Consider the following 21,958-nt stretch of genomic DNA (forward strand, 5'->3'; position numbering starts at 1 on the left):
AAATTACACCGCGAATGGTAAAGGATTTTTATTTTTTAGCTAATTCCTCTGTTTTCTGAAGTCCATTTTCCAACCAGGATATGTATTCTGAAACTTTTGGCGTATAACCAGTTGGCTTGTTTAACAGATTAAAATTACTATCTAAAAGCACGTAAAAAGGTTGCGAATTATTTTTAAAGTTTAAGGTCTGGAAAGTCGCCCATTTGTCGCCCACTGTCTTTATTTTCTTAATACTACCGTCCGGGCGTTCGTAATTAAACTGTTTATCTTCTGGTAGCTCTTCTTTATCATCTACATAAAGTGATATTAAAATATAGTCGTTTTTAAGAATATCGTATACTTCGGGGTCGGTCCATACCTGCTCTTCCATTTTACGACAGTTCACACAAGCCCAACCTGTAAAATCAATTATAATTGGTTTTCCCTGCTCTTTGGCTGCTTTTACGCCCTCTTCAAAATCATGATAACTTTCCAGCCCCATGGGACCACCGGTATCTTTATCGTAAAGGCTATAAAACATTGGCGGGGGGAAACCACTTAATAATTTTAAATTAGAATAAGAAGTATTGGTAAGGCCGGGGATTAAATACAACACAAATAGCAAACTTAAAATACCAAGACCAAATCTTGCTTTGCTTATTTTTTGTTTTGGCCCATCATGCGGAAAACGAATTACACCAAAAAGATATAGTGTAAGACCAATGCCTAAAATAATCCATATTCCTAAAAATACTTCTCTTTTTAAAATCCCCCAGTGATCTACTAGATCTGCATTCGATAAAAATTTAAAAGCTAATGCCAGTTCTATAAAACCTAAAACCACTTTTACTGAATTTAACCAGCCACCACTTTTTGGTAAGGAATTTAACCAGTTTGGAAATAAGGCAAATAAAGCGAATGGTAAGGCTAAAGCCAGCCCAAAACCGCCCATTCCTATAGAAAGCAACGTTGCACCACCATCGCTACTTAATGAACCTCCAAGAAGCGATCCTAAAATTGGCCCAGTACAGGAAAAAGAAACTATCGCAAGTGTTACCGCCATAAAGAAAATACCGATAATCCCACCTATACTGCTGGCTTTATCATCAAGTTTATTTCCCCATGAACTGGGTAAAGTGATTTCGTAATACCCGAAGAAAGAAAACGCAAAAACAATAAATATCACAAAGAATATGACATTTAGGGTAACATTGGTTGAGATATTATTTAGCAATTCGGGGTTTACACTATCCAGTAAATGAAAAGGCAAACTTAAAAGCACATATATTAAAAAGATAAAGAAACCGTACAATATGGCATTGGTAACTCCTTTAGAGCGTGTTTGAGCCCCTTTAGTAAAGAAAGATACGGTTAACGGAATCATAGGAAACACACATGGTGTTAACAATGCGATTAAACCACCTACAAAGCCTAAAAAGAAAATACTCAAATAAGAAGATTCCTCTTTTTCTGTTTCGTAGCCTTCCCAGCCCTGTACTTTAATATCTAATTGTTGGGCTAAACTTTGGTCTTCATCTTCAATAGTTAAATCTGTAAATCCCTGAGTTACTTTGTTACTGCCCAGGGAAAGGGTGAAACGTTCGGTTTCTGGCGGTAAACATTGTTTATCATCACAAACCGAATAATACACTTCAACAACAACCTGAGTATCTTCAGGATTAACCACCTTTATTTTCTGAGTAAATTCTGCTTCTTCTTCAAAATACGTAATATTAGCTTCAAAAACCTCATCGTAAACCGGTTCTACTTCCGGTTCTAAGGTTTCCCCAATAAGCTCGTACTCCTCTTCTTCAACATTAAAAGTGAATTGAGTAGGAATTGGAGCGATATCCATTTCTACTTCTTTTTGCGAGTACAAATGCCAGTTACCTTCCAATTCGGCTTTAATTTTGATGATATAAATACTATCATTTTCTTTTTCGAAAGAAGCTTCCCAGTTAACCGGGTTTTCAAATTGACCGCCACCACCAGCCATCGACGGATCGAAAACCTGCGCTTTTAGTGGTAAAATAGCAAAAAGTAATACTGCTAAGGCTATAAATTTATTCATTGATGAAAGGTAATTTTTAATATGGGTTGATTTTCGGATGTTATCGCAAATCGATTATCTGCACGCCAGTTTACAATCCAAACGATTTTATCACCAGAAGTTAATAACCAGGTATTTTCCTTTTGCGGCAAAGATAATTTATTGTCCTTAAAAAAGTCGCTTACTTTCTTACGACCTTTCATCCCAAATGGATGAAAGCTATCGCCTTTCTGCCAACGACGAAGTCTTAAAGGATATTGTAGTTTATTGGCATTTACATAAATAATATTCCGGTTAGTTTCCTGGATGGCTGAAACCTGATGGAAGCTAAACACGGCATTGGGTAGCATAAAATTCTCCTCATTTTCTGCAATATCATAGGTTTCTTTTATGTGAGACTGATCGATTTTAGTTAAATACAGCTCATCCCGGTCTTTTACGAGTCGATGTGTATTAGAAAATACCATTTTGCCAGATTGCGCCTCCAGTAAATTATAGACATCATTCCATTCGGTAAATCCAAATGTTTTTAGAAGTTGATATAAAACGGCCTTGGCATGTGGCAAACGCTGAAGAAAAAGCACATCGAAAGAATAGCCAAAATCTACCTTTTTAACCGCTTTTTTATAAATCAGCTCGGTATAATCCTCAACAAGATCTAATTGCTGGCGTAAGTATTCTTGGGTGTTTTTAAAACCTTCTAAAAATTGAGGATTCATTTCTTCCAATATTGGAATAACCTGATGCCTTATTTTATTCCGAAGATATTTTGTAGAAGCATTACTGCTATCTTCCCGCCATAAAATCTGATGATCACGGGCATAATTCTCAATTTCCTGCCGGCTAAATTTTAGTAATGGACGTAAAATCTTATCATTCTCAGCTTTGATACCCGCTAATCCTTCAGGTCCTGTACTTCTCACAAAATTAATCAGAAAAGTCTCTAAAGAATCATTAGCATGATGTGCTACCAGAATATAATCGGCATTTTCAGCGATTCGTAATTCTTCAAACCAGTGATACCGCAATTCTCTCGCTGCCATTTGTATAGAAAGCTTATGCTCCTCAGCAAAAGAAATGGTATTAAAATGTTGAATATGAACTTTTAACTCTAGATTTTGTGCCGCTCGCACTACAAACTCTTCATCACCATCGCTTTCATTGTCTCTTAGATTAAAGTTACAATGCGCTATAGCAAAATCTAGTTTTACCTTTTTACAAAGACGCATTAAAACCATACTATCTACACCACCACTTACTGCAAGGATCAATTTGGCATTCACCAAATTTGGGAAGTCCGATTTTATATGATCTTTAAATGCTTTTTCCATAAAAACCAAAGATACAAAATTCGATAAGCTGAATTTTTAAAGTTTCCTGTTTTTAAACTTAAAATTGGCTTAGAGATTCCAACACCTGTCTCATCGCTTTGGCTTTTACCATACATTCTTCATATTCCTTTTCTGGTTTAGATTGTGCGGTAATGGCTCCCCCAACCGAAAAGGAGGCATAGTTATTTTCTGAATTATAGAGTATGCTTCGAATAACCACGTTAAAGTCAAAATCGGCTTCTGGAGTAAAATAACCAATTGCTCCGCTATAAAGTCCGCGTTTGCTTTCCTCTAGTTCCTCAATAATTTTCATTGCTGAAATTTTTGGAGCACCCGTCATGCTGCCCATCGGAAAAGTACTTTGTAGTACATCGACTGCTGATACCTCCTCCTGAAGTTCTGCCGAAATTGTTGAAATCAACTGATGGACCTGCTTAAAAGAATAGACTTCGCATAATTCTTCTACTCTTACGCTTCCTTTTTTTGCCGTGCGCGAAAGATCGTTTCGAACCAAATCGGCGATCATGATATTTTCTGATCGTTCCTTTAAATCTTCGGTAAGCTTTTGGGCATTTTCAACATCTATTTGTGGATCACTATGCCGGGCTGCAGTTCCCTTAATAGGCTGAGAAATAAGCCTATTTCCATTCTTCTGCATATAACGCTCTGGTGAAGCACACATAGCATGGTAGTTTTCCATCTTTAAAAAACTGGCAAAAGGTGGGTTGGAAATGCTGTTGAGTTGATTAAACGCCTGTATAGGGTCTAGCGCTACATTTTCAATATAGAATTCCTGGCAAAAGTTGGCTTCATAAATATCTCCGCGATAAATGTGCCTTATCATATTTTCAACTTTCCTCAAATATTCTTCTTTGGAAAGTCTTGAATATATAGCAGACTTTTGAGGTCTTTCAGGTGTTTTTTCAGGAAATATAATATCACTTATTTCAGTAAAATCTAAATCAATTTCATCATCAACCACTCTAAGGTATTGTACTTCAAGTTGATTTCCTTTAAGCAAAAACAATTTTTGAGGCTGAAAAAAATAAAGCTCTGGAAATAAAAGTCCGTCATGATTTTTACTTTTTAAATTTTCAGTATCATTTTTCAGGTCATAGGATAAATACCCAAAAATCCAATCGGCCGTAGTCTGCTGATATTCCTTTAATTTTTTAAATGCTTCTACAGTATCGGTTTTGATGGCCGTAAAAGCTTCTATCGCTAGAATTGCATCGTATTGACGATATTTATCTGGATAATCATTGCTATCCAGCCAAACCACTTCTCTAAATCCAGAAGCCCAGCTTAGCAATTTTTGCTTAAATAAATCGACATCAGAAAGTTCAAAAATCTTGGTACTGCGCACGCTAATTAAATTTGTTGCGCAAAAGTATTTATTTTTGACTGAACTTCTTCTTCAAGTTGTGTATTGATAATTTCTCCATTTTCAAAATTATCATAAAAATTAGGAAAGCTAATAGTAGCTACCACTTCGCCACCAAATATACCAAAAGCTGTTTTTGCGTAAGCCATCGCACTTGCTGCTCCACTACCTCCTGGCGAAGCTGCTACCAAAATGATTTTTTTTCCGGTTAAAAAACCACGATGGTGTCGAGAAACCCAATCAATTAAGTTTTTAAATACGGCAGATAAACTACCGTTATGCTCGTTAATCGCAATAATTAAAGCATCTCTCTTTTCGATTTCATTAGCAAAATCCTTGGCGCGCTGCGGTATTCCCTGTTCCTTTTCTAAATCTTCACCATAAAATGGCAACTCAAAATCGCGAATATCGATCTGCGTTGTTTCAAAATCTGTTGAAAATCTATCTAATATATTACGAACAAGTTGCGAATTGATAGATTTACTACTGTTGGAACCTGCGAAGCCTAAAATACGTTTCATTATATTGTAATTTTTAATGATGCCTCAAAGGTAGCATTAAAAACAGGCTTTTTGTATTACTTCAAAAAGAAACAATATACACCTAACATAAGAATTTTTTATGTTCTTAAATATAGTTTAAACAAAAAGAGGCTTTATATTTACTCGATAATCGAGATTAAACATTTCGCCGTCACTATAGCTATCGTGATCAGGATGCCTCGGATAAAAAATAATTTCCTGATAAACGACTCGTGGATTGCCATACAGTAGTTTATCTGTAAAAACTAACCATAAAATCATGTATATACTCAAAAACGATCACTTACAAATCGGGATTCAACATAATGGAGCCGAATTATGTAGTATTAAAAACATGCAAAACAATAAAGAATACATGTGGCAGGCTGACTCTGAAATTTGGGGCAGCCATGCTCCAAACTTATTCCCTGTTATCGGAGCCTTAAAAGGCGGAAAGATCAAATATGAAGGGCAATATTACGATATGCCCAGACATGGGTTTATTAGGCATAACGAAAATCTAGAAGTGAAAGATCAAACGGAAACCTCAATTACCTTCAGCATAAAAAGCAATGAGGAGTTACGTAAAATCTATCCTTTTGAGTTTGAATTTAATCTTTGTTTCACTTTAAAAGACAAATCGATACAAGTGAATCATCTGGTTAAAAATCTGGATGCGAAACCTATTTATTTTCAGATTGGCGGGCATCCGGCATTTAATGCACCGCTTTTTGATGGAGAGAAATATGAAGATTACTATTTGGAATTCGATCAAAACCTGAATTTAGAAACTTTTCTTTTAGGAGAAAGCGGACTGGTAAGCGAGAATACTAAAATGGTGATTGAAAACAGTGATAAAATTCAGCTTACCAAAGACCTTTTTAATAATGATGCTTTAATTTTTAAAAATATTGTTTCAAAACACGTTAGCTTAAAAAGTAAAAAACATGGATCTATTTTAAGTGTTTCGTACAAGGATTTTAAAAACCTTGGCATTTGGGCCAAGCCCGGTGCACCTTATGTTTGCATTGAACCATGGTTGGGGATTGCAGATGTAGAAAGCACCGATCAAAACTTTAAAACCAAAGAAGGTATTATTGCTTTAGAAAAAGAAAAAGAGTATAGCGCAACTTATACTATAACTATCGAATAGTTTTCAAATTAGGTATCCCTGGGTTTTGATTATCAAACAAATTCCTGATTTCAGAGTAATTCTTTGAGCATCATAGCCTACCTTTGCAAAAAATTAAACTGCCTGTTGTGAGTTTTCAAGATCTTAATTTAAATACACCTTTACGCAATGCCCTGGAAGAAATGGGCATCCAAAAACCAACTCCAATCCAGGAGCAGGCATTTGCACCGGTTATGTCTGGGAGAGATGTTGTTGGAATAGCGCAAACCGGTACCGGTAAAACTTATGCTTATTTACTACCATTGCTTAGAATGCTTAAATTTTCTAAGCAAAAAAATCCACGAATTTTAATCATGGTACCCACTCGTGAACTGGTGGTACAGGTTGTTGAAGAAATCGACAAACTAGCAAAATATATTAATTTACGTGTTGCAGGGATTTATGGTGGTGTAAATATTAATACACAGCAACAGGAGTTACAACGTGGTTTAGATATCGTAGTTGCCACCCCACGGCGACTTTATGATCTTGTCTTACGACGAGCAGTTCAGCTAAAATCGATTCAGAAATTCGTGATCGATGAAGTAGATGTAATGCTGGATCTTGGTTTTAAATTTCAGGTGAATAATATCATAGAACTGCTGCCACCCAACAGGCAAAGCATTATGTTCTCTGCCACGATGACTGAAACGGTAGAGGAAATGATCAATGAAAATTTTAATGCTCCAGAGAAAATTTCGATCGCGGTTAGTGGTACTCCACTAGATAATATCCAACAACAAGGGTATATTTTGCCCAATTTCAATACAAAAGCTAATCTTTTAAAGCATCTCTTTAGTGATAAAGAAACCTTTAAAAAGATACTTATTTTCATTTCTGACAAACGAATTGCCGATCGATTGTTTGATAGTCTAGGACAAAAATTCCCTGGAGAAGTTAGTTTGGTACACACGGGAAAAAGCCAGAACTACCGATTAAAAAATGTAGAAGATTTTGATGAAGGCCTAACCCGAATAATGATCGCTACTGATGTAATGGCGCGTGGTTTGGATCTTGATGCCGTTTCTCACGTGATCAATTTCGATACGCCTAATTATCCTGAAAATTATATGCACAGGATAGGACGAACGGGACGTGCCGAGAAAAAAGGAAATTCGATACTTTTTACTACGGAAAAAGAGCTGGAATACTTAAAGGCGATCGAAGAATTAATGAAAATGGAGGTTCCTAAAATAGAGATTCCTGCGGCAGTAAAAATTTCTAATGAATTAATTCCTGAAGAACGCCCAAGAGCCATCGAAATTAATAATCCTAGCAAAGCATCCGATGAAGCTGGTCCTGCTTTTCACGAGAAAAAAGAAAAGAACAAAAAAGTAAATCTTGGAGGTTCTTATCGGAGAGAAATTGCCAAAAAATACAAAAAACCAAAAACGCGAGGGGATAAAAATGCTAATCGCCGGCGTAAAAAATGATAATCAAAAAGGAGCAAATTTGCTCCTTTTTTTATACCATCTTAAGTTTAAACTTTAGCTTCTGTTCGTTTTCTTTGCCGCTTTCGCTGCTCTCTTTTCCTTTAAGCTTAAAACCGGTTCTTTTTTAGCCGAATTTTTAGCTGGTGACTTTGCTTTTGCCATAGTTAATAAGAATTAGGATTAACCTATTAAAGATAGTAAATCTTCGAATACAAAAAACAAATTTACAAGATTCGAAATGCTAAAAATTGATAGGAATTTTTAGTAAAACTGAGTAAGACTTTTTTGTTGTGATAACTTCTAAACCATACGCCTCTCCATAAATATACTTTAGGCGTTTTTGGATATTTTCAAGACCAATTCCAGAATTTTGGTCTAAAATTTCCTTGCGTGCTGGTACCGAATTCTTCAGTAAAAATAGCAATTGATCTTCGATAATTTCGAGCTTCCATTTTATATTCAGAATTCCTTCAGCAGATTTTCCATGTTTAAATGAATTTTCCAGGAATGGTAGAAAAAGCATAGGTGGAATTTCAATATCAGTTGAAAAATCAGCAATACTTATTTCAGCAATTAACCGGTTACCAAAACGAAGATTCTCTAACTCAATATAGTCTTTTAGGTGTTGTATCTCTCGATGTAATGGCACCTTATTTTTATTGGTTTCATATAAAATATAATCCAGTAAATCGGCCAGTTTTAAGATCATTCCCGGTGCCGAATCTTTTTTGGTGAGCGCCAAACCATAAATCGTATTTAGGGTATTGAATAGGAAATGAGGATGAATTTGCATTTTTAAATACTGTAATTCCTGAATTTTAAGCTGTAATTCATTCTCTAATAAAGTATTTTTTAATTCTTCATTTTTGTTCAAGGTTTTAAAATAAGATTTGGTTAGGCTTAAACTACAGCCAAAAGCAATGACCAAATACACCGCAAAAAATATAAAGGTTAATCCTTTAGAAACAGGGTAACTTCCCTCCCACTCCAAGCCTACACTAAGTAGATAGCCATAAAATGCTGAAAAAATGATTAATGAAGCCGAAATAACAAGAGCATAAAATGAATAAAGACCAAATAAAAAATATTTTCTCCTGTAAAGGTAATTAGGCATTAAAGTATACGAAAAAGTATAGGTAGTGCCGATAGTTACCGGCATTAACGCAAGAGAAAATTGTGCAGATAACCACAAATCTGAATCCTCTATCGCAAAAAAGAACATATAAAAGAAAAGTACGGCATTCCAATACAGGCTATGGAATATGATCTTCTTTAAAATATTTAAAATCAAGCGTAGTGACATAAAATTACAAATATGCTAAGCCTATTTATGTTTTTTGAACTTTTGCGACGAACAACAAATAATGAGCAGTTTTCTACAAGTTTAGTGATAATTCCTCCTTAACCTCTATCTTTAATGTAGAAAACCAGTATAATCGTGTCATTTATCGCAAAGTGAGTTTTTGAAGCTAAAAGGCTGCTAAGTTTGCTGCATCAATTCTTAAATTTAATATTATGAACTTTGTATTACTTTATCAAAACCCTGGATTTTTTAGTCAATTAGCCGATAGAATTAACGAAGGCGGTCCTTTTGCCATGTGGACCATCCTAATTTGCTTTTTAACTACTATTGGTTTAATCATCTTTGCATCTTTAAAATTATCACAGGATCATCTTTTCAAAAAAACGCTCAGTTTGATTCATCATGTAGGTTTATTTGCTTTGGTAAGCGGATTACTTTTTCAATTTGTTGGTTTAATACAAATGTTTGACGCGATCGAATCCTGGGGAAATGTATCTACTGAGTTATTAGCAGGAGGACTAAAAGTTACCTTACTCACCATCATTTTTGGTACCTTTACATTTCTTATTGGGAGATTGGGGATCATTATTTTAACTGCTATAAAAAAGTAAAAGTCCGTTGCTGAGAATCGTTAATTTAAACAATATTAATTCTGAATAAATGCCCGCACCCATTAATTGTATTCTTGTAGATGATGAGCCCGTTGCGCTGGATATTATGGAAAATCATCTTTCTAAAATTGAAGGCATTCATGTCTTAGAAAGATGTAGCAATGCAACTGAAGCATTTAATATAATTAGTAAAGAAAATGTTCACCTTATCTTTTTGGATATCAACATGCCGGGAATTTCAGGGATTTCTTTTGCGAAATCGATCAATAAGAACCTTCAGATTATATTCGTCACCGCTTACCGGGAATATGCTATAGATGGTTTTGATTTGCATGCAACCGACTATTTATTAAAACCTGTTTCTTTTGATCGTTTGTTAGATGCGATTAATAATTACCGGAAAAATCATTCAGAAAAGGAAATTACCAAAATCGCTGAAAAGGAAGCGGAATTTATTTTTGTAAAAATAGATCGTCAAATGGTGAAAATCGACTTTAAGGAGTTGCTTTATATCGAGAGTTATGCTGATTATTTAAAAATCCATCTACTCACTGATACGAAGATCACCAGAGAAACCATTAGTGCTATTGAAGAGAAATTACCAAAATCTAAATTTCTAAGAACACATAGATCGTTTATCGTTTCGATCACTAAAATTGAATCGTATACGAATGAACAGGTAGTACTAAGACAAAAATCGATCCCCATAAGCCGAAGTTTTAAAGAACAGGTCCTGGAAAAATTAGCTGAATTTCATTAAAAAATCACTCTTTAAAACCTCCAAAACTTTATTCTAATACATCCCAAATTCCCTTTTGAATTTTACTCAGTTTCACAGGCTTTTAATTTACTTCCTAAATCAATTTAAAAACCTGGGTGGTTTAAGCCCTCAATGAGAGATTAAAAAACCGAAATCTTATAATTTCTGAGTTAGTTTAGAATGAAAAAGACAGCCAAATGGCTGTCTTTTAGGTGATATCTTTATGAATTATAAGTGTGTTCTAACATGCCTGTTAACAGGTATACTTTTTGGCATTTCAGGTTTATTTACATTTATAGGCCAGGTACCGTCTGCATTTGCACATTGATCGTATTCTGTGATAACGGTACAGTCGTTACAATTACCATATTTAACTGAACCATTATCACTTACTACCGAGTTATTTCCAAACATCCCTTCTCTTGAAGATTTTCCGTTAGTATTTACAAGGTTGAGATTTCCTTTTACAAGTGCATTACCGTTGGAAACTCCTGGCCATTTAAAGCGTCCATAATTTGTAGATGTAGAGTGATCTGGCTGTTGGTTTGATCCAGGACCATAAAATTTCACATTATAAACCTGGTTAGTCTCAAATGTAACTTCTCCTTCATTATAAAAAACCGCTCCATCTGGCGCCATGGTAACCCCACGAAGACTCATTATACTATAATTATCTATTCTACCTGTAGAATTAAAGGCCACTGAACTTACTGTTACCGTCATATTACCGGTATTAATAATTCTACCCTGTAAATTAGTCCAATTCTGGCTCATGTGCAAAGTGCCACAGTTAGAAAAATTACTACCTACCGTATCATCATAATTACCTCGGGTGGTCATATCTCCATCATTTTTCAAGTGTAAGGTAGGATCTGTAGAGTGAATACCGTTACAATCAAAAGTTCCGTAGTTTTCGAAAAGGTTAAGCCCTCCCTGTGTAAAATTTAAATTTCCAGTTAAACTGGCCACATTATAGTTAAAAAATTGTAAAGACGCGCGTTCATTTCTCATGGCGATTTCTCCCGTAATGCTAAAGTCCCCAGCGTTATTAATAGTATTTGACTGTGTATTATGAAAGTTAAGGTTTCCCATGATATAACTTCCTCCTGAATCGATATCCAGATTAAAATAATTTCCATAAACATTCAAATCTTGTCTAATGCCATTATATAATCCTGAAACCTTTCCTCCTTCTAAAATATTCATGTTGAAACTTGAATAGAATTCATTTGGTATAATTAGATTACCCGATATATTCCAATTCACAATATTCGAGCGAGGATAAGAAGAAGAACTAGGCATTTGGTTATTTATAGTTAATTTTGATCCTGAAGGAACACAAATTGTAACATTATTTTCGAAATAGACTTTCTCACCTACAGAAATATTTCCTTGGATACAGTAAGTTGTATTTTCTTTGAAGACATAGCCGCTGCTTGTAACATTACTACTTGAAATAGTTTGATCACAAGAACATTGTGCTATAGTAGAGTGGATAGCAAAAAACATCAGTATTAAACTGAAAAGATTTTTCATTTTTTTCTGAAATTATTTTACAACTAACACTACGTTTATAAAAGAACAGGGGGTAGCACTACCTATCACATCATAGGTAAGAACACCATTACTATTGATGGAAAGATTCGATAAAACTGAAGTATCATAGGCGGTTACATAATACTCCAAATCTGAAGCAGATTTAAAATAAGGAATTCCTGAAGCCCCCGGGCTTGATACTACTGGAGAAGAAAATTGATCTTTATAAGATTGGTAAAGGTTTACCGTTCTTCCGGTACCTTTAGTAGAAGTATCAATATTTAAACTTGGTAAATAAAAGAACCGCACAACGTTTCCAGAAATACAAACCCAATCTGGAGAAGATGGTGTTCCTACTTGTTGACTTAGGCATTTTCTCGTAGTATCGTAAACCAATAAACCAGTAGCAGGGTTTGTAATTGCTGTTCTTTGTGCAGCAGTCATCCGGGGAATCAAAGCTCCCTTAGACGTACTGTTCACATCTAATATCGAAGTTTGATTTGGCGTATTGGTACCAATTCCCACTCTATTTGATGAACTACTAGAATTGCCTAAAATTATTGAGTTATCCTGGGTAGCATTAGCCTGATAACCAATGGCTGTAGCATTACTCCCGCTGCTCTTTGCTCCTACTCCTAAAGATATCCCGTTAGCGCCATTTGCATTAGCATCGCGGCCAATAGCTACAGTATTCGAATTTTCAGAACGAGAACTACGACCTATTGCATAAGCATCCTTCCCTGAAGCGATGGCATCCCATCCTATGGAAACTGCGTTATCTCCCGTTGAATTCGAGACATATCCAAATGCAATACTATTTGAAGTCGCCGCATTGGCTTGATCTCCAATAGCAATAGCATTACGGTTTGCTGCAGTAGCATTCAATCCAAAACTTATGTTATTGCTGGTTCCAAAAGAGGCAATTTTATTATCTGCCACTCTAAAATTTAGAGGTCTGCTATCTGTAGTACCCAAAAAGTTATCGTCTGTCGTGTTCTTGTTACCACTCGTATTCCAGGCATTTACTGTTTCTGAAATCCGATTCCATTTATCGTTTGCCCAGAAATAAAATCCCGGGGTTACATCATTCTGCGTGTTTATATTGTAAACAAGCAATCCATTTGCAGGTTTCGATACCGGAGTACTATAATTTATTCCTTTTAATTCTAGACGAGGAATTAATAATCCTGCATTTTTACTCTTTATATCTAAAATAGAAGAGGCATCTGGAGAATCTGTTCCTATACCCACCTGGGCAATACCGGAAGTAAAATTGATTAAAATGAAAAATAGGGCAGAAAAGACCCTATTAGGTGTAATTATTTTCATTGAAGTAGGTTAAATCTGACGCAAGAGTACTTCAAAGAAATTTAATGAAAAAATAAAACCGACAAGTGTCACCATAAAGTCGTTAAACGATTAAGCTTACTTTTTTTTAGTGATTTTTTTAACTATTGTTCAACAAAAAAGCCCTGTTAAGAGTTTAACAGGGCTTTTTTGTTGAACAATTATAATACTACACGTGTATTGCACGATTATCTGTCGCGGCCAATGCAGCTTCTTTTACAGCTTCAGCGTAAGTTGGATGCGCGTGGCTCATCCGTGCGATATCCTCTGCAGAGGCTCTAAATTCCATCGCGGTGACGGCTTCAGCAATAAGATCTGCCGTACGGGCGCCAATCATATGAACACCAAGTACTTCATCCGTTTTTTCATCCGCAAGGATTTTGATCATTCCATCAATATCTCCACTTGCTCTTGAACGACCTAAAGCCCGCATTGGGAATTTGCCTTCTTTATATTTTACTCCATCTTCTTTTAATTGCTCTTCAGTTTTACCTACAGAGGCTACTTCTGGCCAGGTATACACCACTCCAGGAATAAGATTGTAATTTATATGCGGTTTTTGCCCGGCAATAACTTCAGCTACGAAGCTACCTTCTTCTTCAGCTTTATGTGCCAGCATTACGCCTTTTACCACATCACCAATAGCATAAATATTTTCGACATTTGTTTGTAAATGCTCATTTACTGCAATACGACCTTTATCATCAATCTCTACTCCGGCGGCATCGGCATTCAAACCATCTGTATAAGGACGTCTTCCTACTGAAACCAAACAGTAGTCTCCTTTAAGTTCTACTTCTTTATCTTTTTTATCATCTGCTTTTACAACAATTTCATCTCCGTTACGCTCAACAGATTTTACTTTGGTGCTCGTATAGAACTTTACTCCTTGTTTTTTTAAAACCTTAGTAAGTTCCTTAGAAAGGGCACTATCCATCGTTGGTATAATTCTATCCATATACTCCACTACAGAAACATCTGCACCAAGTCGCTTATACACCTGGCCTAACTCAAGACCAATTACACCACCACCGATAATAATTAAATGCTTCGGAATTTCTTTTAACTTTAAGGCTTCAGTTGAGGTGATTACCCGCTCTTTATCTAACTCTATAAACGGAAGATTTGCCGGTTTACTTCCCGTAGCTATAATGGTTTTTTTAGCTTCTATGGTTTCGGTTTCACCGTCATTTTTCTCAATATTGATATGAGTTTTATCTTTAAAGGAACCAATTCCTTCAAAAACATCAATTTTATTCTTATCCATTAAGAATTTAACCCCATCACAGGTTTGACTAACCACAGAGGCTTTACGATCCATCATCTTTTCAAGATTCACTTTCACTTCTCCTGAGATTTCGATTCCGTGATCCTCAAAATGCTTTACCGCATCGTGATAATGATGTGAAGAATCCAAAAGGGCTTTACTAGGAATACAACCTACGTTTAAACAAGTCCCACCAAGAGTGGAATATTTTTCTATGATTGCAGTTTTCATTCCCAGTTGTGCGCAGCGTATGGCTGCCACGTATCCACCTGGGCCAGAACCTATAACTGCAACATCATATGTACTCATAACAATAAGTTTTTTATGTTGATTTAATAACAATACTTACAAAAGTACGACTATTCTCTAAACCACCAATGCCTCCTAATCGCCTTTCTAAACTTTTAAGAAAACTGAAACTTCAATCGATATTGTTCGTAATTTTTTGGTATTATTTAGATTTTACCATGCTATTCGATTTAAAATCACAGCCAGAAAGCTAAACCTTGCATACTTTTATCTAAAATCGTAACATTACAATCGAAAATTTAATCTAAGCTAAACTTTTATAATTTCTAAAAACATCTTCGGACTACCGAATCATAGCTTTTAGATATAAACCGCTAAAACTGAATGGAAAACCATACTCCCCACGCTGAAGAAAACGTCACCAAAAAAGAGCTAAGTATTTGGGCTGCATTAATACCCGTATTTGCGCTTATCATCATGCTTGGATTTAATGTTCTCGTGGTATATGGAGATGAGGCTTTAAGTGGTTCTAATCAATTTATTTTGCTTTTGGGGGGCGCTGTAGCGGCGATTGTAGGGTACTTTAATAAGGTAAAGTTTGATAGCATGATCGACGAAGTAGCTAAAAACATCCAAAGTACGGCAGGAGCAATTTTAATCTTATTAATGGTTGGGGCTTTAGCAGGTACCTGGCTTATCAGCGGAATTATTCCGACTATGATTTACTACGGGTTGCAAATTCTAAATCCTACTATATTCCTTGCTGCTACGGTAATTATCTGTTCTGTGATTTCTGTAGCTACAGGCAGTAGCTGGACCACTTCAGCAACCGTAGGTATTGCTCTTGTAGGAATTGCTGATGCTCTGGGTATTCCGTTAGGAATGACGGCCGGTGCCATTCTCTCCGGAGCTTATTTTGGTGATAAAATGTCTCCATTGAGTGATACCACCAATCTTGCACCTGCGATGGCAGGAACAGATCTTTTTACTCATATTAGATATATGGCAATTACCACTGTACCGACAATCGTTGTCACATTGATCATCTTTGTGATTATTGGTCTTAATTTAGATACCACTGGTTCTACAGATACTTCCGCCATTTTAAATGCCATAGATGCATCATTCAATATCACACCATGGTTGTTTGTAGTGCCTGCCCTGGTAATTTTTCTAATTGTTAGAAAAACCTCACCATTAATCGCTTTATTAGTTGGCACTCTTTTAGGAGCTGTAGCCGCTTTAATTTTTCAACCAAACATCGTACTCGAAATTAGCGGAAGCGATGAACTTACCTTTGTTAGCGCTTACCGCGGAATTATGGATGCCATAACAGTAGACACTGCTATAGAAACACAGTCTGCCGCTTTAAACGATCTTTTTGCTTCTAGCGGAATGGCAGGAATGCTGGGAACTATCTGGTTAATTATATGTGCTATGGTTTTTGGCGGGATCATGGATGCCATTGGGGCTTTAGCCAGAATAAGCAAAGCACTGCTAAACCTCTTTGATAGTGTATTTGGACTTTTTGCCAGTACAGTGATAAGCTGTCTTGCTCTTAACGTTACAGCATCAGACCAATACCTGGCCATAGTGGTTCCCGGAAAAATGTTTGCCAAAGCCTATAAAGATAAGGGCCTTGCTCCAGAAAACCTGAGTAGAACCTTAGAAGATTCAGGTACGGTTACTTCAGTACTCATCCCATGGAATACTTGTGGTGCTTATCATAGCGGAGTGCTGGGCGTTCCGGTACTTTCTTATGTTGGCTATTGCTTTTTCAATTATTTGAGTCCGTTTATGACTTTATTATTTGCTGCTTTCCGAATAAAAATTAAGGAACTGGGGTCTCCCGAGACACGTACCGCATAGTTTTCAAAAGAAAATAGAAGAACCCTATAGCGTTATTCTTTCGTAATAGTCAAATTCTATCACAGTATAAAAATTAAGAATTTAATTCCTGTGGTGACTCTGCTCTCTTGGGTTATATTTGCACTAGAATTAAGAAAAGAAAGTAGAACCCAAAAACAACAACATATGTCTATTGTAGGTAAAAAATTTCCAAATCTAAGTGTTAACGCAATGAACGATTTAGGAGATACATTCAAATTAAATGTATTAGAAGAAGCTCAAAAAAACAATAAGAAAGTATTATTATTTTGGTACCCAAAAGATTTTACTTTTGTTTGCCCAACAGAATTACACGCTTTCCAAGCTGCATTAGAAGAGTTTGAAAAAAGAAATGTAATGGTAATTGGTGCATCTTGTGACACTCCTGAAGTTCACTTTGCATGGCTAAATACTCCGAAAGATGATGGAGGTATCGAAGGAGTTACGTACCCAATATTAGCAGATTCTAACCGTAATTTAAGTTCTCGTTTAGGAATTCTTGATATTACTGGAGAATCTTACGATGAAGAAACCGGAGATATCACTCTAGAAGGTGACAATGTTACTTATAGGGCAACTTACCTTATCGACGAAGAAGGAACTGTATTCCACGAAGGCGTGAATCATATGCCATTAGGCCGTAATGTACAGGAATTCTTAAGATTGATTGACGCTTATACACATGTACAAAAAAACGGTGAGGTTTGTCCTGCAAACTGGGAAGAAGGTAAAGATGCAATGAAAGCCGATAGAAAAGGCGTTGCTGATTACCTTAGCTTAAACTAAAAAGTTTTAAAGCCTAGTAAGCTCAAGTTTTTGAGATGAGCTGATAAATTATCCTCGGGATTTTATCCCGAGGAATTCATACCCTAACAGGGAAAAAAATTGCTATGATGAAGACATTAGATCAAGATAATTTAAATGAAATTGTTTCCAGTAACGAAACTGTAGTGGTACAGTATATGGCTGGCTGGTGTGGTAACTGCCGACTTATGAAACCTAAATTTAAAAAATTGTCGGGTGAAAATGAGAACGTAGAATTTATTTTAGTCGATGCGGAGAAGTATCCGGAGAGTAGAAAACTGGCTAATGTAAATAACCTACCAACCTTTGCCACGTTTAAAAATGGAGAATTTGTAAATCAGGTTCAAACAAATAAGTTTGACGTTCTAAAAGACTTAGTAAATGAAGTTACCAGTAATTAAACACCTGCAAAAAAATAACGAAGCAGATAAGCTTCAGGCAACTGTAGATGTTCTGGAAAGCTTTACCGAGCACAGATCGGTTTCTGAGGAAGAAATGGACGTTATTGGTGAATTAATCACTAATATTTGTGGTGCTATAGAAGTTCATAGAATGGTAAGCGAAGAAGGAATGAAAAATACAGATGCCGCCAATGCTTTTGTGAAAAAAGTTTTAGGATCAATAGATCAGTAAAATTTTACTATAGAAAAGATGAAAATCGGGTTAATTGTTAATTCAATGAACCCGATTTTTGTTTTAAGATAATTTTAGTATCACTCCATCCCAAATAGTCTAAATTTAGCTGGACTAATTCTTAACCAAATTTATTGCTATGTCTGAAATATCGTTTAAAGGCGAAAGAGTGATTACTTACGGAGATCTGCCTGCGATTGGTGAAAAAGCACCACATTTTGATCTTATAAAAACCGACCTGTCTAAAGCCAAACTAGAAGATTTTAAAGGAAAAAGAGTTATCCTTAATATTTTCCCGAGTATTGATACCGGAGTTTGTGCAACATCCGTACGAAATTTTAACGAGAGGGCTACCGAATTAGATAATACGGTAGTACTTTGCATCTCGAGAGATTTACCATTCGCACAAAAAAGGTTCGTAAATGATGAAGGTTTAAAAAATGTTATTAACTTGTCTGACTTTAAAGAACGTGAGTTTGGGAAAGACTACGGTGTTGAAATGATCACCGGTCCCCTTGAAGGTTTACTTTCACGGGTAGTAATCGTTCTGGATGAAAATTTAAATGTTATCCATACTCAGCAAGTGCCGGATATCGCTGAAGAACCAAATTATCTTGCTGCGTTAAAAACGCTTTTATAAAATGAAAGATAGTTTCCTTGGGAAACGTATTCGTGGTGGTGGCTATGCCTTAAAAGGCGCTTGGCTGCTTATAAAAAATGAACCCAGCATACAGGTACAATTTGCCATTTCTTTGGTTGTCACTGTTGCCGGGTTTTACTTTAATATTACAAAAACCGAATGGATGTTTCAGTGCATCGCTGTTGGAATGGTGATGAGTGCCGAAGGACTAAATACAGCTATAGAAGCCATTGCTGATTTTGTCCATCCAGATTTTCATCAAAAAATAGGTCATATAAAAGATGTTGCCGCAGGTGCCGTATGTATTGCGGCTTTTATAGCCATTATTATCGGATGCATTATTTACATCCCATATATTCAGGCTTTATAAAATTTTCAGGTTAAAATTATGGTATTCTAAAACAATCTTAACACTGGCAAATTTTAAAAAATCCTTCAATTCAGGAATTTTTCTATAAAAAAGCTTGCGATAAATTTAATCACCCAGCATCTTAACTATCGGGAAAATAAAGCCTCCTTTTCAGCGTTTTTCTTAAAAAAAGACCCGTTTTAAAATTGAATTTTATTTTCTTTATTTTAGAAGGGGCTAATTTGTATTTTTGCCGAAAATTCCGAAAAACCACGCATGGCCAAAAAGAAAACCAGAACTAAGAAAACCGCTAAAAATTCAAAGAAATTTTCGTTAAGACTTAACCGGCACCAAAAAGTGGTCCTGGGTAGTTTTCTTATGCTTTTTGGATTGGCCCTAATCGTGGCTTTTGTCTCCTTTTTGTTTAACTGGCAAGCCGATCAAAGTACCCTACAAGAATTTAGCGATCGCAGTGTAGAGGCCAAAAACTGGTTAAGTAAATTTGGTGCTTTAATTAGCGATTTCTTTATTTACCAGGGATTTGGGGTAGCTTCGTTTTCTATTGCCGTGTTAATCACCCTTTCTGGTATTTATTTATTCTTTGGGATGCCCTCTAAAAAACTAACATCATTTTGGTTTTGGGGAATTTTGGTGATGATATGGCTATCTATAGTACTTGGCTTTTTTACCAAACATTCTATTTTGGGAGGCACCATAGGTTTTGAGATGAACGATTTTCTTCAGGATTACCTGGGATTTTTTGGTACGGTGCTACTGCTTTTTTTCCTTTTCATCGCTTACGTCGCATTGCGATTAAAAATTACGCCGGAAATGATAGGTACATTTGTACAAACGAAAAAGGAAGATATCAATGCTGAATTTAAAGCAGCCAAAGAAGCTTCTGCCCAAAAAATGACCGCTAATACCACAGACGAAGAGCAGGATTGGAAAAAACAGAGTATTACAAAAGAAGAAAAAACTTTATCGACCGACGATACGGCTCCTGAAATTGATTTTGAAAATAATCTTTCTGAAGTTGGCAGCATTTCAGCAAAAACAAATACTACTTCATCTACTTTGGAAGAAAAAGAACAGGAAACTGAAGAGCTTGCCATGGAAGTAGAAACCGCCCCTGAAGAAGAAGAGGTAGATGAAGATAAGCTCAGTAAAAAATTAGTAAGTGATTTTGGTGAATTCGATCCGACCTTAGAACTTGGAAATTATAAATTCCCTACACTCGAATTATTACAGGATTATGGAGGTGGTATTACCATTAACCAAAAAGAGCTTGAGGAAAATAAGAACAGAATTGTAGATACGCTTAAAAACTACAAGATCGAAATTGCTCAAATTAAAGCTACAGTTGGCCCAACGGTAACTTTATATGAAATTGTTCCAGAAGCGGGAATCAGGATTTCAAAAATTAAAAATCTTGAAGACGATATTGCACTTTCATTAGCAGCTCTAGGAATACGAATCATCGCACCTATTCCCGGAAAAGGTACCATAGGTATCGAAGTCCCTAATAAAAATTCGACGATCGTATCGATGCGTTCTGTGATTGCTTCGCCTAAATTTCAAAATGCCGAGATGGAACTACCCATGGCACTGGGAAAAACCATTAGCAACGAAACTTTTGTGGTAGATCTTGCCAAAATGCCACACATGCTTATGGCAGGTGCAACAGGACAAGGTAAATCTGTCGGACTTAATGCGATTCTTACCTCCCTACTCTATTCTAAACATCCGGCAGAAGTAAAATTTGTACTGGTTGATCCGAAAAAAGTAGAATTAACGCTTTTTAATAAAATTGAGCGTCATTACTTAGCAAAATTACCCGATACCGAAGATGCTATTATAACCGACAACAACAAGGTTATCAACACACTGAACTCGCTTTGTATCGAAATGGATGATCGTTACGAACTACTTAAAGATGCGATGGTTCGTAATATCAAGGAATACAACGTAAAGTTTAAAAACCGAAAGTTAAATCCTGAAAACGGACATAAATTTTTACCATATATCATCCTGGTCGTAGATGAGTTTGCCGATTTGATTATGACCGCCGGTAAGGAAGTCGAAACCCCTATAGCCCGTTTAGCCCAGCTTGCACGTGCCGTAGGAATTCATTTAATTATTGCTACTCAACGACCCTCGGTAAACGTTATTACGGGGATTATCAAAGCAAACTTCCCGGCACGAATTGCCTTTAGGGTAACCTCTAAAATCGATTCGAGAACAATTTTAGATGGTCCCGGAGCCGACCAGTTAATTGGTCGTGGGGATATGCTTTTTACCCAGGGAAGCTCGATGAAGCGTTTACAATGTGCCTTTGTAGATACGCCTGAAGTAGATAAGATCACCGAATTTATTGGATCACAAAAAGCCTACCCAGATGCGCACATGCTGCCAGCTTACGAAGGTGAGGAAAGTGGCACAGGACTTGATATAGATGTGAGCGACAGAGATAAGCTATTTAGAGAAGCTGCTGAAGTTATTGTTACCGCCCAACAGGGCTCGGCATCATTACTACAGCGAAAACTAAAATTGGGGTACAACAGGGCCGGTAGAATTATAGATCAACTGGAAGCCGCCGGTATTGTCGGACCTTTTGAAGGCAGTAAAGCCAGACAGGTTTTAGTTACCGATCTTGTAGCTTTAGATCAATTACTTAATGAAGAACCTAAATAAAGAATCAAA

At 36.2% G+C, this 21,958-nt stretch carries 19 protein-coding genes; 11 read left to right on the forward strand and 8 right to left on the reverse strand.

The features are described from left to right. Positions 1 to 28: 28 nt before the first annotated feature. From ZPR_RS13480 to ZPR_RS13495, 4 genes are read right to left on the reverse strand one after another with little or no spacing between them, the layout of a single operon-like run. Positions 29 to 2,050 (reverse strand): protein-disulfide reductase DsbD family protein, encoded by a 2,022-nt coding sequence (locus ZPR_RS13480; RefSeq protein WP_013072256.1) that lies wholly within the window; start codon positions 2,048 to 2,050, stop codon positions 29 to 31. Beyond that, the gene (gene tilS, locus ZPR_RS13485; protein ID WP_013072257.1) at positions 2,047 to 3,360 is read right to left on the reverse strand and encodes a tRNA lysidine(34) synthetase TilS; all 1,314 of its coding nucleotides are present in this window, start codon (positions 3,358 to 3,360) and stop codon (positions 2,047 to 2,049) included. Before tilS ends, ZPR_RS13480 begins: the two co-directional genes overlap by 4 nt. Positions 3,361 to 3,418: 58 nt before the next feature. After that, positions 3,419 to 4,726: an anthranilate synthase component I family protein gene (locus ZPR_RS13490; RefSeq protein WP_013072258.1), complete on the reverse strand. Its 1,308-nt coding sequence runs from the start codon at positions 4,724 to 4,726 to the stop codon at positions 3,419 to 3,421. A 5-nt stretch (positions 4,727 to 4,731) separates the two neighbouring features. Further along, complete coding sequence (locus tag ZPR_RS13495) at positions 4,732 to 5,265, reverse strand: NADPH-dependent FMN reductase (RefSeq protein WP_013072259.1); 534 nt, start codon at positions 5,263 to 5,265, stop codon at positions 4,732 to 4,734. A 280-nt stretch (positions 5,266 to 5,545) separates the two neighbouring features. Between ZPR_RS13495 and ZPR_RS13500 the strand changes: the two genes are divergently transcribed. Together ZPR_RS13500 and ZPR_RS13505 are read left to right on the forward strand one after the other, a co-directional pair. Further along, entirely contained in the window at positions 5,546 to 6,418 is an 873-nt protein-coding gene (locus ZPR_RS13500) for an aldose 1-epimerase family protein (protein ID WP_013072260.1), read from the forward strand. A gap of 107 nt (positions 6,419 to 6,525) precedes the next feature. Continuing rightward, positions 6,526 to 7,869 (forward strand): DEAD/DEAH box helicase, encoded by a 1,344-nt coding sequence (locus ZPR_RS13505; protein ID WP_013072261.1) that lies wholly within the window; start codon positions 6,526 to 6,528, stop codon positions 7,867 to 7,869. 241 nt (positions 7,870 to 8,110) lie between these two features. On the opposite strand, the gene ZPR_RS13510 is transcribed toward ZPR_RS13505, so the two are convergent. Further along, on the reverse strand, positions 8,111 to 9,172 hold the full coding sequence (locus ZPR_RS13510; RefSeq protein ID WP_041578933.1) for a sensor histidine kinase: 1,062 nt from the start codon (positions 9,170 to 9,172) through the stop codon (positions 8,111 to 8,113). Positions 9,173 to 9,384: 212 nt separating this feature from the next. Between ZPR_RS13510 and ZPR_RS13515 the strand changes: the two genes are divergently transcribed. Both ZPR_RS13515 and ZPR_RS13520 read left to right on the forward strand, forming a co-directional pair. Next, a complete protein-coding gene (locus ZPR_RS13515; protein WP_013072264.1) occupies positions 9,385 to 9,783 on the forward strand; it encodes a hypothetical protein in 399 nt (132 codons plus the stop codon). Between the two features lie 49 nt (positions 9,784 to 9,832). Continuing rightward, positions 9,833 to 10,543 carry a LytR/AlgR family response regulator transcription factor gene (locus tag ZPR_RS13520; RefSeq protein ID WP_013072265.1) on the forward strand — a complete coding sequence of 237 codons (711 nt, stop codon included), beginning with the start codon at positions 9,833 to 9,835 and terminating at the stop codon, positions 10,541 to 10,543. Between the two features lie 228 nt (positions 10,544 to 10,771). Here ZPR_RS13520 and ZPR_RS13525 read toward each other — a convergent pair whose 3' ends face one another. The 3 genes from ZPR_RS13525 to lpdA form a co-directional block, all read right to left on the reverse strand. Then, positions 10,772 to 12,079, reverse strand: coding sequence for a hypothetical protein (locus ZPR_RS13525; protein ID WP_148211729.1), 1,308 nt, complete (start codon positions 12,077 to 12,079; stop codon positions 10,772 to 10,774). Between the two features lie 12 nt (positions 12,080 to 12,091). Beyond that, on the reverse strand, positions 12,092 to 13,408 hold the full coding sequence (locus ZPR_RS22580) for a Hep_Hag family protein (RefSeq protein ID WP_013072267.1): 1,317 nt from the start codon (positions 13,406 to 13,408) through the stop codon (positions 12,092 to 12,094). 187 nt (positions 13,409 to 13,595) lie between these two features. After that, positions 13,596 to 15,002, reverse strand: a complete 1,407-nt coding sequence (gene lpdA, locus ZPR_RS13535; RefSeq protein ID WP_013072268.1) for a dihydrolipoyl dehydrogenase — start codon at positions 15,000 to 15,002, stop codon at positions 13,596 to 13,598. A gap of 324 nt (positions 15,003 to 15,326) precedes the next feature. On the opposite strand from lpdA, the gene nhaC reads away from it, so the two are divergent. The 7 genes from nhaC (at position 15,327) to ZPR_RS13570 (ending at position 21,949) form a co-directional block, all read left to right on the forward strand. Then, the gene (gene nhaC, locus ZPR_RS13540) at positions 15,327 to 16,811 is read left to right on the forward strand and encodes a Na+/H+ antiporter NhaC (RefSeq protein ID WP_013072270.1); all 1,485 of its coding nucleotides are present in this window, start codon (positions 15,327 to 15,329) and stop codon (positions 16,809 to 16,811) included. A gap of 165 nt (positions 16,812 to 16,976) precedes the next feature. After that, complete coding sequence (locus ZPR_RS13545) at positions 16,977 to 17,615, forward strand: peroxiredoxin (protein WP_013072271.1); 639 nt, start codon at positions 16,977 to 16,979, stop codon at positions 17,613 to 17,615. A gap of 104 nt (positions 17,616 to 17,719) precedes the next feature. Then, positions 17,720 to 18,034: a thioredoxin family protein gene (locus tag ZPR_RS13550; protein ID WP_013072272.1), complete on the forward strand. Its 315-nt coding sequence runs from the start codon at positions 17,720 to 17,722 to the stop codon at positions 18,032 to 18,034. Next, positions 18,015 to 18,266 (forward strand): DUF6952 family protein, encoded by a 252-nt coding sequence (locus ZPR_RS13555; protein WP_013072273.1) that lies wholly within the window; start codon positions 18,015 to 18,017, stop codon positions 18,264 to 18,266. Before ZPR_RS13550 ends, ZPR_RS13555 begins: the two co-directional genes overlap by 20 nt. Positions 18,267 to 18,405: 139 nt before the next feature. After that, positions 18,406 to 18,906, forward strand: a complete 501-nt coding sequence (tpx, locus tag ZPR_RS13560) for a thiol peroxidase (RefSeq protein ID WP_013072274.1) — start codon at positions 18,406 to 18,408, stop codon at positions 18,904 to 18,906. A gap of 1 nt (position 18,907) precedes the next feature. Then, a complete protein-coding gene (locus tag ZPR_RS13565; protein ID WP_013072275.1) occupies positions 18,908 to 19,276 on the forward strand; it encodes a diacylglycerol kinase family protein in 369 nt (122 codons plus the stop codon). Between the two features lie 255 nt (positions 19,277 to 19,531). Beyond that, positions 19,532 to 21,949 (forward strand): DNA translocase FtsK, encoded by a 2,418-nt coding sequence (locus ZPR_RS13570; RefSeq protein ID WP_013072277.1) that lies wholly within the window; start codon positions 19,532 to 19,534, stop codon positions 21,947 to 21,949. Positions 21,950 to 21,958 lie beyond the last annotated feature (9 nt).

The organism is Zunongwangia profunda SM-A87, from assembly GCF_000023465.1.
GTDB classification, from domain to species: domain Bacteria; phylum Bacteroidota; class Bacteroidia; order Flavobacteriales; family Flavobacteriaceae; genus Zunongwangia; species Zunongwangia profunda.

Bases quoted from the DNA above. Each gene is read 5' to 3' on its own strand.
- ZPR_RS13550 (WP_013072272.1), top strand. From the start codon at position 17,720: ATGATGAAGACATTAGATCAAGATAATTTAAATGAAATTGTTTCCAGT.
- ZPR_RS13495 (WP_013072259.1), bottom strand. From the start codon at position 5,265: ATGAAACGTATTTTAGGCTTCGCAGGTTCCAACAGTAGTAAATCTATC.
- ZPR_RS13555 (WP_013072273.1), top strand. From the start codon at position 18,015: ATGAAGTTACCAGTAATTAAACACCTGCAAAAAAATAACGAAGCAGAT.
- ZPR_RS13520 (WP_013072265.1), top strand. From the start codon at position 9,833: ATGCCCGCACCCATTAATTGTATTCTTGTAGATGATGAGCCCGTTGCG.
- lpdA (WP_013072268.1), bottom strand. From the start codon at position 15,002: ATGAGTACATATGATGTTGCAGTTATAGGTTCTGGCCCAGGTGGATAC.
- ZPR_RS13500 (WP_013072260.1), top strand. From the start codon at position 5,546: ATGTATATACTCAAAAACGATCACTTACAAATCGGGATTCAACATAAT.
- tpx (WP_013072274.1), top strand. From the start codon at position 18,406: ATGTCTGAAATATCGTTTAAAGGCGAAAGAGTGATTACTTACGGAGAT.
- ZPR_RS13570 (WP_013072277.1), top strand. From the start codon at position 19,532: ATGGCCAAAAAGAAAACCAGAACTAAGAAAACCGCTAAAAATTCAAAG.
- nhaC (WP_013072270.1), top strand. From the start codon at position 15,327: ATGGAAAACCATACTCCCCACGCTGAAGAAAACGTCACCAAAAAAGAG.
- ZPR_RS13545 (WP_013072271.1), top strand. From the start codon at position 16,977: ATGTCTATTGTAGGTAAAAAATTTCCAAATCTAAGTGTTAACGCAATG.
- ZPR_RS13515 (WP_013072264.1), top strand. From the start codon at position 9,385: ATGAACTTTGTATTACTTTATCAAAACCCTGGATTTTTTAGTCAATTA.
- ZPR_RS22580 (WP_013072267.1), bottom strand. From the start codon at position 13,408: ATGAAAATAATTACACCTAATAGGGTCTTTTCTGCCCTATTTTTCATT.
- ZPR_RS13510 (WP_041578933.1), bottom strand. From the start codon at position 9,172: ATGTCACTACGCTTGATTTTAAATATTTTAAAGAAGATCATATTCCAT.
- ZPR_RS13480 (WP_013072256.1), bottom strand. From the start codon at position 2,050: ATGAATAAATTTATAGCCTTAGCAGTATTACTTTTTGCTATTTTACCA.
- ZPR_RS13565 (WP_013072275.1), top strand. From the start codon at position 18,908: ATGAAAGATAGTTTCCTTGGGAAACGTATTCGTGGTGGTGGCTATGCC.
- tilS (WP_013072257.1), bottom strand. From the start codon at position 3,360: ATGGAAAAAGCATTTAAAGATCATATAAAATCGGACTTCCCAAATTTG.
- ZPR_RS13525 (WP_148211729.1), bottom strand. From the start codon at position 12,079: ATGAAAAATCTTTTCAGTTTAATACTGATGTTTTTTGCTATCCACTCT.